11 protein-coding genes are annotated in these 13339 nt (G+C 68.7%); 3 read left to right on the top strand and 8 right to left on the bottom strand.

The annotated features are described in order from the left end of the window. Nucleotides 1–46: 46 nt before the first annotated feature. Together dosR and K6T84_RS04495 are read left to right on the top strand one after the other, a co-directional pair. Complete coding sequence (gene dosR / locus K6T84_RS04500) at nt 47–688, top strand: hypoxia response regulator transcription factor DosR/DevR (protein WP_224861934.1); 642 nt, start codon at nt 47–49, stop codon at nt 686–688. Next, nucleotides 681–2387, top strand: a complete 1707-nt coding sequence (locus K6T84_RS04495) for a GAF domain-containing sensor histidine kinase (protein WP_224861936.1) — start codon at nt 681–683, stop codon at nt 2385–2387. The genes dosR and K6T84_RS04495 overlap by 8 nt, the downstream gene beginning before the upstream one ends. Here K6T84_RS04495 and K6T84_RS04490 read toward each other — a convergent pair. Continuing rightward, entirely contained in the window at nt 2377–3411 is a 1035-nt protein-coding gene (locus K6T84_RS04490; RefSeq protein WP_224861938.1) for an Acg family FMN-binding oxidoreductase, read from the bottom strand. The genes K6T84_RS04495 and K6T84_RS04490 overlap by 11 nt on opposite strands. Before the next feature lie 189 nt (nt 3412–3600). Here K6T84_RS04490 and K6T84_RS04485 point away from each other — a divergent pair, with 189 nt between their 5' ends. Next, the gene (locus K6T84_RS04485) at nt 3601–5019 is read left to right on the top strand and encodes a WS/DGAT/MGAT family O-acyltransferase (RefSeq protein ID WP_224861940.1); all 1419 of its coding nucleotides are present in this window, start codon (nt 3601–3603) and stop codon (nt 5017–5019) included. Here K6T84_RS04485 and lpqB read toward each other — a convergent pair. The 7 genes from lpqB to K6T84_RS04450 form a co-directional block, all read right to left on the bottom strand. Next, nucleotides 5016–6770, bottom strand: coding sequence for an MtrAB system accessory lipoprotein LpqB (lpqB, locus tag K6T84_RS04480; RefSeq protein WP_408066053.1), 1755 nt, complete (start codon nt 6768–6770; stop codon nt 5016–5018). The genes K6T84_RS04485 and lpqB overlap by 4 nt on opposite strands. Nucleotides 6771–6784: 14 nt before the next feature. Beyond that, nucleotides 6785–8434, bottom strand: a complete 1650-nt coding sequence (gene mtrB, locus K6T84_RS04475) for an MtrAB system histidine kinase MtrB (RefSeq protein ID WP_224861944.1) — start codon at nt 8432–8434, stop codon at nt 6785–6787. Between the two features lie 22 nt (nt 8435–8456). Continuing rightward, a complete protein-coding gene (gene mtrA / locus K6T84_RS04470; protein WP_013829915.1) occupies nt 8457–9143 on the bottom strand; it encodes a two-component system response regulator MtrA in 687 nt (228 codons plus the stop codon). A 52-nt stretch (nt 9144–9195) separates the two neighbouring features. Next, on the bottom strand, nt 9196–9825 hold the full coding sequence (locus tag K6T84_RS04465; RefSeq protein WP_224861946.1) for a dTMP kinase: 630 nt from the start codon (nt 9823–9825) through the stop codon (nt 9196–9198). A gap of 69 nt (nt 9826–9894) precedes the next feature. Continuing rightward, nucleotides 9895–11352, bottom strand: coding sequence for an adenosylhomocysteinase (gene ahcY, locus K6T84_RS04460; protein WP_224861948.1), 1458 nt, complete (start codon nt 11350–11352; stop codon nt 9895–9897). 76 nt (nt 11353–11428) lie between these two features. Further along, nucleotides 11429–12058, bottom strand: coding sequence for a TetR family transcriptional regulator AlkX (alkX, locus tag K6T84_RS04455; RefSeq protein ID WP_225400462.1), 630 nt, complete (start codon nt 12056–12058; stop codon nt 11429–11431). Next, a complete protein-coding gene (locus K6T84_RS04450; RefSeq protein WP_225400463.1) occupies nt 12058–13284 on the bottom strand; it encodes an alkane 1-monooxygenase in 1227 nt (408 codons plus the stop codon). The genes alkX and K6T84_RS04450 overlap by 1 nt, the downstream gene beginning before the upstream one ends. Between the last annotated feature and the right edge of the window lie 55 nt (nt 13285–13339).

Genomic DNA, 13339 nt, shown 5'->3' with positions numbered 1-13339 from the left:
GCGTGGACACAACTGCGTGCGGACGGCTTGGGCGAGAGGACGTGATGTGGTCAGGGTGTTCCTGGTGGACGATCACGAGGTGGTGCGGCGCGGGCTGATCGACCTGCTCGGCGCCGACCCGGAATTGGACGTGGTCGGCGAAGCCGGTTCGGTGGCCGAGGCGATGGCTCGGATTCCCGCACTGCGACCCGACGTGGCGGTGCTCGACGTGCGACTGCCGGACGGCAACGGCATCGAGTTGTGCCGAGACCTGCTGTCGCGCATGCCGGAACTGCGCTGCCTGATCCTGACCTCGTTCACCTCCGACGAGGCGATGCTCGACGCCATCCTCGCCGGCGCCAGCGGCTACGTCATCAAAGACATCAAAGGCATGGAGCTGGCCCGCTCCGTCAAGGAAGTCGGCGCCGGGCGCTCCCTGCTGGACAATCGGGCGGCCGCCGCGCTGATGGCCAAGCTTCGCGGTGCCGCCGCCGTGCCCGATCCGCTGTCGGGGCTCTCCGACCAGGAACGCACGTTGCTGAAGCTGCTCACCGAGGGGCTGACCAACAAGCAGATCGCCGACCGGATGTTCCTGGCGGAGAAGACCGTCAAGAACTACGTCTCACGACTGCTGGCCAAACTCGGCATGGAACGCCGCACCCAGGCCGCGGTCTTCGCCACCAAGCTCGAACGTACCCAGAATGGCTGACAGCGAACCAACCGACAGCCGCAATCCCCTGCGCGACAGCCTTTCCCAGCTGCAACTGCGCGAGCTACTGGTCGGGGTCCAAGACCGGGTGGAGCAGATCGTCGAGGGCCGCGACCGGCTGGACGGCCTGCTGGCGGCCATGCTGGTGGTCACCTCAGGCCTGGAACTGGACGCGACACTGCGGTCGATCGTGCAGACCGCCACCAGCCTGGTCGACGCCCAATACGGTGCCCTGGAGGTGCATGACGCCGACCGCCGGATGCTGGAGTTCGTCTACGAGGGCATCGACGACGAGACCTACCGCCGGATCGGCCGGCTGCCCGAAGGCAACGGCGTGGTCGGACTGCTGATCGAGGATCCGCATCCGCTTCGGCTGGCGAACATCACCGAACACCCTGCCTCCGTGGGCTTTCCACCCGGCCATCCGATGATGCGCAGCTTCCTCGGCGTGCCGGTCGGGGTGCGCGACGAGGTGTTCGGCAACCTCTACCTCACCGAGAAGGCCAACGGGGGCGCCTTCACCGAGGACGACGAGGTGCTGGTGCAGGCGCTGGCCACCGCGGCCGGCATCGCGATCGCCAACGCCCGGCTCTACGCCCAGGCCAAGGCTCGACAGTCCTGGATCGAGGCGACCCGGGACATCGCCACCGAACTGCTGGCCGGAGCCGAACCCACCACGGTGTTCCGGCTGATCGCCGAGAAGGCCACCGAACTCACCGGCGCCGACTCGGCGATGGTGGCCATCCCACTCGATGACGACGCATCGGATGACGAGAAGCTTATTGTGGTCGAAACCGTCGGCGAGGCAATGGATTCCATCGCCGGTGAGACCATCGCGGTGTCGGGCACCGCGGTCGGCGAGTCCTTCACCAAGCAGGTTCCGCGCCAGGTGGACGATCTGCGGCTGACCGGGGTCGCGGCCCGCGGACCGGCGCTGATCCTGCCGCTGCGCGCCACCGACGCGGTTGCGGGTGTGGTCGTGGTGCTGCGCCACGGCAGCACGGTCTTGTTCAGCACCGAACAGCTCGACATGATGGCCGCGTTCGCCGATCAGGCCGCGCTGGCCTGGCAGCTGGCCACCACACAGCGGCGGATGCACGAACTCGATGTGGTCACCGACCGGGACCGGATCGCCCGAGATCTGCACGACCATGTGATCCAACGGATTTTCGCCGTCGGACTGGCGCTGCAGAGCACCATCGCGCAGGCGGGGTCGCCAGCCGTGCAGGAACGCCTGACCGATGCGGTGGACGATCTACAGGAGATCATCGGCGAGATCCGCACCACGATCTTCGACCTGCACGGTGGCTCGTCGACGGTGACCCGGCTGCGCCAACGGCTCGACAACGCGGTCACGCAGTTCTCCGGGTCCGGCCTGCACACCACCGTGCAGTTCGTCGGCCCGCTGTCGGTGGTCGAACCGGCGCTGGCCGATCACGCCGAGGCGGTGGTCTCCGAGGCGGTCAGCAACGCCGTCCGGCATTCCGGCGCCAGCACCCTGACCGTTCAGGTCAAGGTCGAAGACGAGCTGTCGATCGAGGTCCACGACAACGGCTGCGGCATTCCGGACGGGATCACCTGCAGCGGGCTGACGAACCTTCGGCGGCGCGCCGAGCAGGCCGGCGGGACCTTCGAGATCACATCCCCGCCGGACGGCGGCACCGTGTTGCGCTGGTGCGCACCACTTCTCACACAGTGACTCTGGCGCCGAGCCACTCGACGGTGTCGTCGAGGGCACGGCGCGGGGTGGCCGGCAGAGGGTCGGCGTTGATCGGGGCCCAACCCACCCGCAGCAGCATCTGCGGATAGCCGCCGGTTCCGAAGACGTCGCGGCGCACCGCGGCACGGGTTTCGGCGATCTCCAGCGGCTCGGTGACCGGACACCCGGCCAGCCCCAGCGCCGTCGCGGTCAGCAGCACCAGGCTGGTGGCCTCACCGGACCGCAACTGGGCCAGCCGATCGTCGGTCTCGGTGCCCAGCGCGAGCATCACGGCCCGGTCGTCGGCCCCCGTCGCGCCGGCCGGTTGAGACAGCGCCGGACCGGCGAACACCCGGCCCGGGATCGCAGCATCAGCACTCGGCGGGGGCACGCTGCGGGCGGGAACGCCGGCCACCGACTTGTAACGGCCGCTCCAGACGGTCAATTCGCTGAGGTAGTCGTAGTCGCGGTCGTGTTCGAAGACAGCCCGGGCGACCACCGCGTTGAGCCGGTCCAGCTCGTCGACCCGGCGCAGCATCACCCCGGCGCGGGCGGCGCGAGCACCCATCAGTGCGATGTCGGCGGCGGCCACCGGCCAGTCGCTGAAGTAGCGGCGATCGGTGCGCCGCCGAGGGATCGCCGCGGCCAGGCTGATGTCCACCTGCTCGAGCTCGTGGGCCGGGCCGCTGTGACACAGTTCGATCGAAGCCAGGTGATCCGGGTTGCCCGGATCGGGCAGCCGGTGGACCTTACACCGGCAGCCCAATGCGGCCAGCGCGACCACCAGATGATGCAGCGCCGCACCGCAACTCAGGACCATGCCGCGGCCATCGGGGTCGACCTGGCGCAGCTGCAGGCCGGGGTCGACGAACAGATCCACCGTGGCCGCCGTCGAGGACTCGTGCACCCGCCAGCGCCACGGCTGAGAATTGTGCACCGACGGCGCGCGTGCCGCCAACAACAACGCAGTCCGAATGGTCTCCCGGACGGCTTCGGCGTCGCGGTTACCACACTGATCGTCCACGGTCCCGGCCCCTTTCGTCGGTCACCGGTGTCTATCTCACGGTCCCCCGAACCGGTCCGGAGAGACAGGGCACGAATACCCCGGCTTCGAGGACTTTGTGCCGCCGGAGCCGCTTCGGGACTTCTGGCCCTGCCGACCCGCCCCGCACCGGCGGATCATTAGATGCGGGCGCAGGTAGGAGGTCCGATCGTGGAGCAATTGACGACACTGGACGCAGGTTTCCTGGAAGCCGAAGATTCCGACCGCCACATCAGTCTGGCGATCGGCGGTCTGGTGGTTCTGGAGGGGCCGCCGCCCGACTACGCATCGCTGGTGTCGGTGTTGGGTGCCCGGATCAGCGGCTGCCGACGATTCGTCCAGAAGCTGGAGACGCACCCGCTCGACCTCGTGCCGCCCCGGTGGGTGGACGACCCAGCCTTCGATATGCACCATCACGTGCAACGGGTGGGGCTGCCGAGTCCCGGTGACGACGCCGAGCTGTTCCGCTTCGTCGCCGACCAGATGGCGCTGCGCCTGGACCGGGACCGGCCGCTGTGGCACATCTGGATCATCGAAGGGCTGCCCAATGACCGGTGGGCGATGCTGATCAAGGTGCACCACTGCATCGGCGACGGGATCGCGGCGTCGCACCTGTTCACCGGCCTGTGCGACGACAGTGTCGGCGACATCGCCAGCTTCGCCGGCCACATCCACGGTTCCCACAAAGCCTCGTCCGGCCCGCCGCACCTGTCCGGCATCAACGTGAACCCGGTGAATTGGCTGACCGACCTGTGGAACGTCTCCACCGCGATCGGCAGCACCGCGTTGCGGGCCGCGCGGGGCACCGTCGAGCTGTCGGTCGGGCTGCTGCACCACGGCATCGCCACCTCGCTGAACGGACCGATGTCGGCGATGCGCCGGTACAGCTCCGCCAAGGTGCCGCTGGAGCAGGTCAACCAGATCTGCCAGGCGTTCGACGTGACCCTCAACGACGTCGCATTGGCCGCCCTGACCGAGGGCTACCGCGGCATGCTGGCCCGCCGCGGCGAGCAGCCCCGCCCCGAGACGATGCGCACCCTGGTTCCGGTGTCGACACGTGCCCGCGATGCCCTCCACCAGACCGACAACCGGGTCTCGGTGATGCTGCCCTACCTGCCGGTCGAGGAGGAGAACCCGGTGCGCCGGCTACGGCTGGTGCACTCCCGGTTGACCAGAACCAAGAGCACCGGACAGCGGCAGGCCGGCAGCGCGTTCGTCTCGGCGGCCAACTACCTTCCGTTCCCGCTGACCGCGTGGGCGGTCCGGCTGCTGACGCACCTGCCGCAGCACGGCGTCACCACCATCGCGACCAATGTGCCGGGACCCTCCGACACGCTGCACATCATGGGCCGCAAGGTGCTCGACGTGCTGCCGGTGCCGCCGATCGCGCTGCAACTGCGCACCGGGGTGGCGATCTTGAGCTACGCCGAGAACCTGTCCTTCGGAATTCTGGCCGACTACGACACCATGCCCGACGTCGACGAGTTCGCCCGCAGCATCGAGGCCGCGGTGGCGAAGCTGGTGGTCAGCGCCAAGCGGCGCAAGACGGCCCGACACCACGGCGAGCTGTCACTGGTGGCCGGCGGCTAACCTGGTAACACCGGTACCGCGCCGGCCGTCATGAACGGCGCCACCGGCGACCAGCTTGGCTCGTCCTCGGCCGCCGAGGACGACAGCGCCAGCACACCGCGCTGATCAGCGACGTATACCGCCGACGGGTCGGCGACGATCGTCGACACCGGCTGCTGCAGATTGCCGTTGGGCGCATCGGAATTCACCCCGTCGATGTTGACGAAGGACACCGGGTGCTTCGGGTCGGACCGGCTCACCACGATGTCGTCACCGGTGCGCCAGCTCAGCGACACTACCGACGAGCCCAGCCCGAAGCCGAGCCGGCGCGGGTAGTTCAGCACGAACTGACCGGCCGGGGTCTGCACCACCCCGGCCAGAATCACCTGACCGCCGATCACCATCGCCGCCCGGGTGCCGTCACGGGACAACTGCAGCTCGCTGATCGGCCCGGGGAACCTGGCATTGACCGCGCCGGAGTCCACCGGGATGCGGGCGGGACGGCCCGAGGCCACCTCCTGGATGGCCCGCAGCACGTTGTTGCCGTCGACCACCACCCACACCGCTTCGTCCAGCGACCAGCTCGGCCGCGACAGGGTGTGCCCCTCGGCGGCCTGCACCGCCTCACCACCGAGGTCGCCGATCCACAGCGTGGCCGCCGGGTCGGGACCGCCGGGATGCACCACCACCGACGCCACCTGATGCCCGTTGCGCGACAACGCCGCCGACTCCTGGTCGGGTTCCCGGCCGAATGCCCCGGGCACCCGGTTGGCGTACTGGCCGTCCAGAACGAGCAGCGAGCCACCCACCAGGGCATGCACGCCGGCCCCGGCGCCGTCGGAGGCGCCCGGGTCGGTCGTGGCCACGTCCGAGGTCGTCCACCCGTCCGGGAACCGGTCGTCGAGTGCCGCGCCGTCGGCGTCGATCACGTAGGGCCCCTTGATATCTGCCCGGGCCAGTGTCCAGATCAGTTGGGCGGCGAGTAGTTGCCGACTGTTCGGGTCGGTGGTGGACAGACTGTCCAGGTCGACCTTCGCCCCACCGTAGCCGCGACCGACCCCGCTCTTGCCGCCGTCTGCGCGAGTCACCGGTCCGCGCAACCGAAGTGGTGCCGCCAGCAGGTTGCGCACGCCGGCCATCTCTGGGCGCGGCCCGGCGATCAGCTTGGACACCAGCTCGGTGGCCAGGTGATCGGGGTCGGACACCGCGACGTAGCGCGGATCCGGAACCACCGTCTTGCCGGTCGGGTCCACGAAATACAGCGTGTTGCGCTTGTAGGTGGCCTGGAACTGCTGCCAGTCCAGGAACACCCCGTTGGGCAGCCGGTCGATGCGCCAGCCGTCGGAGGTCTTGAGCAGTTCGATCGCCTCCGGGCCCGGCAGTGCGCCCTCGGCCGTTTCGAAGACGCCCATATCCGACAGCGAGCCCAGGATGTCGGCCCGCATCGTAACCGCAACCCGGTCGGCACTGCGGGTTTCGACGAACACCACGTTGTCGATCAGCAACGCGCTGCCGGCGTCGTCCCACGCGTCCGAGGCCGACTGAGTGAGGAACTGGCGCGCCGCGCGATGCCGGTTGGCCGGATCCGCTGTGGCCTTGAGGAATTCGCGCAACAGCACATCGGGGTCCATGGCCGGGGTGGGCTTGGGCAGCACCGACGGCGGTGGCGAGTCCACGGTGCCGATCGCCTGCGGCGCCGAGGTACTGGGCACCCCGGCGCAACCGGCCAGCGCCACAGCCAATGCCAGTGGGACAACCACACCGAGGCCCATGATCAGCCGGCGCATCACCCGCTCCGCTCGGCGTGTTCACGGGCCCGCGGGCGCCCGTCGCGGCGCTCGGCGGGATTCACCGGTTTCATCGGAAGCGGGCTGGTGGTGACCTTGTGTCCGCGCACCAGCGGCAGGGTGAGCCGGAAGCAGGCGCCCTGACCGGGTTCACCCCAGGCCTCCAGTCGGCCCTGGTGCAGCCGAGCGTCCTCGACGCTGATCGCCAGCCCCAGTCCGGTCCCGCCGGAGCGCCGCACCCGGGACGGGTCGGCACGCCAGAACCGGCTGAACACCAGCTTCTCCTCCCCCGGCCGCAACCCCACCCCGTGGTCGCGGACCGTGACGGCCAGGGTGTCGTCGTCGGCGCCCATCCGGATCACCACCGGCTTGTGCTCGGCGTGGTCGATGGCGTTGGCGATCAGGTTGCGCAGGATCCGTTCCACCCGGCGTGGGTCGACCTCGGCGATCACCGGTTCGCCGGGCATGTCCACCTTGAGTTCAACGCCTGCCTCGGCGGCCAGATGGCCGACGTTGTTCAGAGCGCTGTTGACCGTGGAGCGCAGGTCCACCGATTCCACCGACAACTCGGCCACACCGGCGTCGTGCCGGGAGATCTCCAGCAGATCGGCCAGCAGTGACTCGAACCGGTCCAGCTCACTGACCAGCAGCTCGGTGGAGCGCCGCAGCGACGGTTCCAGGGCATCGCTGTGATCGTGAATGAGATCGGCGGCCATCCGCACGGTGGTCAGTGGGGTGCGCAGCTCGTGGCTGACATCGGAGGTGAAGCGGCGCTGCAGGTTGCCGAACTCTTCGAGCTGGGTGATCTGGCGGGACAGGCTCTCGGCCATGTCGTTGAACGACACCGCCAGCCGGGCCATGTCGTCCTCGCCGCGGACCGGCATCCGTTCGGACAGATGCCCCTCGGCGAAGCGTTCGGCGATTCGCGAGGCCGACCGCACCGGCAGCACCACCTGCCGCGACACCAGCAACGCGATACCGGCCAGCAGCACCAGCAGCACCAGGCCGCTGGTCACGAGGGTGCCCCGCACCATGCTGATCGTGTTGCGCTCGGTGCCCAGCGGATAGATCAGGTAGAGCTCCAAGTTGGTGATCCGCGAGGTCGTCGGCGTCCCGATCACCAGGGCGGGGCCGGAGAATCCCTCGACGTGCACGGGGGCGTACTGGTAGCTGACCTGGCCGGCCTTGACGAACTCGCGCAGCGCGGCGGGAACCTGTTCGACCGGCCCGACGGCAGTGGCCGCCCGCGGCCCCTCGCCCGGCACCACCAGCACCGCGTCGAATGCGCCGGCTGTTCCGCTGCCGGCGGCCGGATCGGTTTTGGACATCAAGGTGTTGCGGGCCAGCTGCAGGCTCGAGGTCAGTGAGCGGGCCTCCTCACCGCCGACGATGCCGCCGGCCGTGACCCGGGCGCGGGCGATCTGCTCGGTGGCCGCCCGGACCTTGACGTCGAGCACCCGGTCGGTGATCTGGCTGGTCAGCACGAAACCGAGCGCCAGGATAACCGCCGCCGACATCCCCAGCGTCAGCACCACGACCCGCAACTGCAGGGAACGCCGCCAAGCAACCTGCACCGCGCGGCGCAGCGTGTTGACGCCGAGCAGCAGCGGACCCGAGCGCCGGGGGCGTCGTTTGGAGCTGAAGATCACGCGCGCCGCTCCCCGGTGGGGATCACGGAGGTCCGGCCTTGTAACCCACTCCTCGAACGGTCAGCACAACTGTCGGGTTCTCCGGGTCTTGCTCCACCTTGGCCCGCAGGCGCTGGACGTGGACGTTCACCAGTCGGGTGTCGGCCGGGTGCCGGTATCCCCAGACCTGTTCGAGGAGCACCTCACGAGTAAACACCTGGCGCGGTTTGCGGGCCAGCGCCACCAGCAGGTCGAACTCCAGCGGGGTCAGCGAGATCTGTTCCCCGCCGCGGCTCACCTTGTGCGCCGGCACGTCGATGTCGATATCGGCGATCGAGAGCATCTCGGCGGGCTCGTCGTCGTTGCGGCGCAGCCGGGCGCGCACCCGGGCCACCAGCTCCTTGGGTTTGAACGGCTTCATGATGTAGTCGTCGGCACCCGACTCCAGCCCCAGCACCACGTCGACGGTGTCGGTCTTGGCCGTCAGCATCACGATCGGCACACCGGAGTCCTTACGCAGCACCCGGCACACGTCGATGCCGTTCATACCGGGCAACATCAGGTCCAGCAGCACCAGGTCGGGCCGCAGTTCGTGCACCGCGGTGAGCGCCTGGGTGCCATCGCCCACGACCGCGGTGTCGAAACCCTCCCCGCGCAGCACGATGGTGAGCATCTCGGCGAGCGACGCGTCGTCGTCGACGACAAGAATCCTTTGCCTCATGGCGTACATGGTGTCACCAGAACGAGACAAAATGCTGCTACCACACGCGTGTTTTGCCGAGTTAACCGCGCAGGTCGGCCGCCAGCTCTGCCGCCGCAACCGTCGGGCCCACCACCTGCCACCGCCCGCCGAAGCCGCCCGTGGCCAGCCCGCGGTACACCTCGCCGGTGCGGCGCTGCAGGCCGTCGTCGCGCTCGTAGGCATCCCGGGCCCGCGCGGCGTCATGGTCCTCGCGGTGCCGGGCGCGCTGCGCGGCGAGCTCGGTGGGCACATCCAGCAGGATCTGCCAGTCCGGTGCGGGCAGCCCGAATCGGACGAACTCCAGTTCCCGCACCCAGCCCACCACGTCGCCGGCGGCGTCCTGGTGCAGCCGCGCGGCGCTGTAGGCGGCGCTGGAGGCGACGTAGCGGTCCAGGATCACCACGTCGTTGTCGCGGCACAGTGCGGCGATCTGGTCTTTGGCGCCGGCGCGGTCCAGTGCGAACAGCATCGCCATGCCGTACACCGAATCCGCCAGGTCACCGTGGCGTCCGCGCAGCGCCTCGGCGGCCACATCCGCGGTCACCGAGACCCCGTAGCGCGGGAAGGCCAAGGTGGCCACCGACTTGCCGGCGGCCTCGAACGCCGTCCGCAACCCGGTGGTCAGGGTGTTCTTGCCGGCGCCGTCGACGCCTTCGATCGCGATCAGCACGGCGCGAGTGTGCGGTTTCGTACGCCACCTACGGTGTGTTGTGTACGAAACCGCACGGTCGGCATGAGGTCAGTACCGGTAGTGGTCCGGCTTGTACGGGCCCTCGACGTCGACGCCGATGTACTCGGCCTGGTCCTTGGACAGCTTGGTCAGCGTGCCGCCGAGGGCCTCGACGTGGATGCGGGCCACCTTCTCATCGAGGTGCTTGGGCAGCCGGTAGACCTCGTTGTCGTACTCGTCGCCCTTGGTCCACAGCTCGATCTGCGCGATGACCTGGTTGGAGAAGCTGTTGCTCATCACGAACGACGGGTGGCCGGTGGCGTTGCCCAGGTTGAGCAGCCGGCCCTCGGAAAGCACGATGATCGACTTGCCGGTGTCGGGGAAGGTCCACACGTCGACCTGCGGCTTGACGTTGTCGCGGGTGGCGCCGGAGGTCTCCAGGGCGGCCATGTCGATCTCGTTGTCGAAGTGGCCGATGTTGCCCAGGATGGCCTGGTTCTTCATCGCCTTCATGTGCTCGAGGGTGATGATGTCCTTGTTGCCGGTGGTGGTGATGACGATGTCGGCGTCGCCAATGGCCTGCTCGACGGTCTGCACGTCGTAGCCCTCCATCAGCGCCTGCAGGGCGTTGATCGGGTCGATCTCGGTGACGGTGACCCGCGCACCCTGCCCCTTCAGCGACTCCGCGCTGCCCTTGCCGACGTCACCGAAGCCGCAGACCAGGGCCTTCTTGCCGCCGATGAGGGCGTCGGTGCCGCGGTTGATGCCGTCGATCAGCGAGTGCCGGCAACCGTACTTGTTGTCGAACTTGCTCTTGGTGACCGAGTCGTTGACGTTGATCGCCGGGAACACCAGCTCACCCGCGGCGGCCAGCTGGTACAGCCGCAGCACGCCGGTGGTGGTCTCCTCGGTGACACCCTTGACCGACTCGGCGATCTTGGTCCACTTGTTCTTGTCGGTCTCGAAGCGGCTCCGCAGCGTGCCCAGGAAGACCTTCCACTCGTGCGAGTCGCCGTCCTCGGCGGGCGGCACGACGCCGGCCTTCTCGTACTGGGCGCCGCGCAGCACCATCATGGTGGCGTCGCCGCCGTCGTCGAGGATCATGTTGGCCGGCTCGCCGTCCCAGGTCAGGGCCTGCTCAGCGCACCACCAGTACTCCTCCAGCGACTCGCCCTTCCAGGCGAAGACCGGGGTGCCCTTGGGCTCCTCGGCGGTACCGTGTGGCCCGACGACGACGGCCGCGGCGGCGTGGTCCTGGGTGGAGAAGATGTTGCATGAGGCCCAGCGGACCTCGGCACCGAGGTCGACCAGGGTCTCGATGAGCACCGCGGTCTGGATCGTCATGTGCAGCGAGCCGGTGATCCGGGCGCCCTTGAGCGGGTTGACGCCGGCGTATTCGCGGCGCAACGACATCAGGCCCGGCATCTCGTGCTCGGCCAGCCGGATCTCCTTGCGGCCGAAGTCGGCCAGCGACAGGTCGGCGACCTTGTAGTCGATGCCGTTGCGGGTGTCCGCGGTCAAACTCATGTGTAACGCCCCCGTGGGTTCGGTGAATTGGCTCCGGTACAAGCTACCGGCGCGGGTGCGGGGCAGCTCGGGCGGGTCAATCGATGTCGATGACGCCGAAGGTCTCCGCGGCGGGCGTGAACAGCCGGGCCAGGTCGGCGGCCACGTCGTGGTCGGCTTCCGGCGGCATGGATACGTAGCTCATGGCGAGCCGGACCACCGCGCGGGCCAGGATCCCGGCGTCTTCGTCGCTGGCGCGAACCCAGCTGTGCATGAACGACGACGTGAGCTGTTGCGAACAGCGGGTGATGATCGGGCCGCTGTCGGTGGTGATGATCTGCAACAGGTCGGCCTTGGCCGCGCCGGTCAGCAGCGAGATCACCAGCGGGTCGGCGGCCGACTCGGTGAAGAAGGTCCGGAAGCCCTCCAGGAACGCGGCGTGGATATCGCCGACGTTGCCGTTGATCGCGTCGTCGACGGCGTTGACGAGCCGGTCGGCAAGCCGGACCGCGTAGCCCTGCGCCAGTCCCTGACGCGAACCGAATTCGTTGTAGATGGTCTGGCGGCTGACCCCGGCCGCCTCGGCCACCGCGGCCAGCGTGATCGACGACCAATCCCGGGTGGTGAGCAGTTCGCGCATCGCGTCGAGCACCGAGTCGCGCAGCAGCGCCCGGGATGCCTCGGCGTAGGGGATGCGTTTCACCAACGCGAGATTAGCCGCTGCCATCAGGCCGCCGCGGGTTCGGCGGCGCCGTGGCGGGCCAGAATTTCCGCCCGGCGCCGCGGTGCGATGTTGACCCGGGTGATATCGCCGCCGTAATGCGCCAGCACCCGGTGGTCCATCAGCCGGCGCCACAACGGCGGGAGGTAGGTCAGCCCGATCAGTGATGCGTATCCGCTGGGCAGGTTCGGGGATTCGGCCATGCTGCGCAGCGTCTGGTAGCGCCGGGTGGGGTTGGCGTGGTGGTCGCTGTGCCGCTGCAGGTGGTAGAGGAACAGGTTGGTCACGATGTGGTCGGAGTTCCAGCTGTGTTCGGGTGTACAGCGCTCGTAGCGGCCATTGGCGCGGGTGCGGCGCAGCAGACCGTAGTGCTCGATGTAGTTGACCGACTCCAGCAGCGAGAACCCGTAGACGGCCTGGATGACCAGGAACGGGATCACCGCCGGACCGAACGCCGCGATCAGTGCGCCGAACAGCACCACCGACATCAGCCAGGCGTTGAGCACGTCGTTGGACAAGAGCGCCTTCGGGCTCCAAGGGCTCAAGCCGAGCCGGCGCAGCCGCGCGGTCTCCAGTTCCCAGGCCGAGCGCAGCCCACCGACGACACTGCGCGGAAAGAACGTCCAGAAGCTCTCGCCGAACCGGCCCGACGCCGGGTCCTCGGGCGTGGCCACCCGCACGTGATGGCCGCGGTTGTGCTCGACATAGAAGTGCCCGTAACCGGTCTGCGCCAGGGTGATCTTGGACAGCCAGCGCTCCAGGCGGACCTTCTTGTGCCCGAGCTCGTGGGCGGTGTTGATGCCAACACCGCCGAGAGCGCCCACCGACAGAGCCAGCCCGATCTTGGCGAACCAGCTGAGTGACCCGTCGACACCCAGCCAGCTCAGATCGGTAGCGGTGAACAGGTAGGCGCCCGCCACCAAGCTGGCGTACTGGCACGGGATGTAGGCGTAGGTGCAGTAGCGGTAGTAGCGGTCGTTCTCCAGGGCCTCCATCACCTCGTCGGGCGCGTTCTGGCCGTCGGCGCCGAAACGCAGATCCAGCGCCGGCAGCAACACATAGATCAGGATCGGCCCGATCCAGAACGGCAGCTGCGCGGCGACGTGCCAACCGAGCCTGTTCAACCCGGCGATGATCGGCAGCGCGATGAACAGCGCGGTCGGGGCGATCAGGCCCAGCAGCCACAGGTAGCGCTTCTTGTCCCGCCAGACCTGCGTGTCCCCTGCGTTCACCGATGCCCCTTTCGCCGTGTTCCGCCGCCGTCGCGCTTGGACATTACCTTGGCAC

Origin of the sequence: Mycobacterium zoologicum (assembly GCF_020181635.2) — a bacterium.
GTDB classification, from domain to species: Bacteria; Actinomycetota; Actinomycetes; order Mycobacteriales; family Mycobacteriaceae; genus Mycobacterium; species Mycobacterium zoologicum.
The sequence above is the reverse complement of the archived record's forward strand: the minus strand, read 5'-3'. Positions and strand labels throughout refer to the sequence as shown.

Coding starts and splice junctions, on each gene's coding strand:
- K6T84_RS04495 (WP_224861936.1), top strand. CDS start 681: ATGGCTGACAGCGAACCAACCGACAGCCGCAATCCCCTGCGCGACAGC.
- lpqB (WP_408066053.1), bottom strand. CDS start 6,770: ATGGGCCTCGGTGTGGTTGTCCCACTGGCATTGGCTGTGGCGCTGGCC.
- mtrA (WP_013829915.1), bottom strand. CDS start 9,143: ATGTACGCCATGAGGCAAAGGATTCTTGTCGTCGACGACGACGCGTCG.
- ahcY (WP_224861948.1), bottom strand. CDS start 11,352: ATGAGTTTGACCGCGGACACCCGCAACGGCATCGACTACAAGGTCGCC.
- alkX (WP_225400462.1), bottom strand. CDS start 12,058: ATGGCAGCGGCTAATCTCGCGTTGGTGAAACGCATCCCCTACGCCGAG.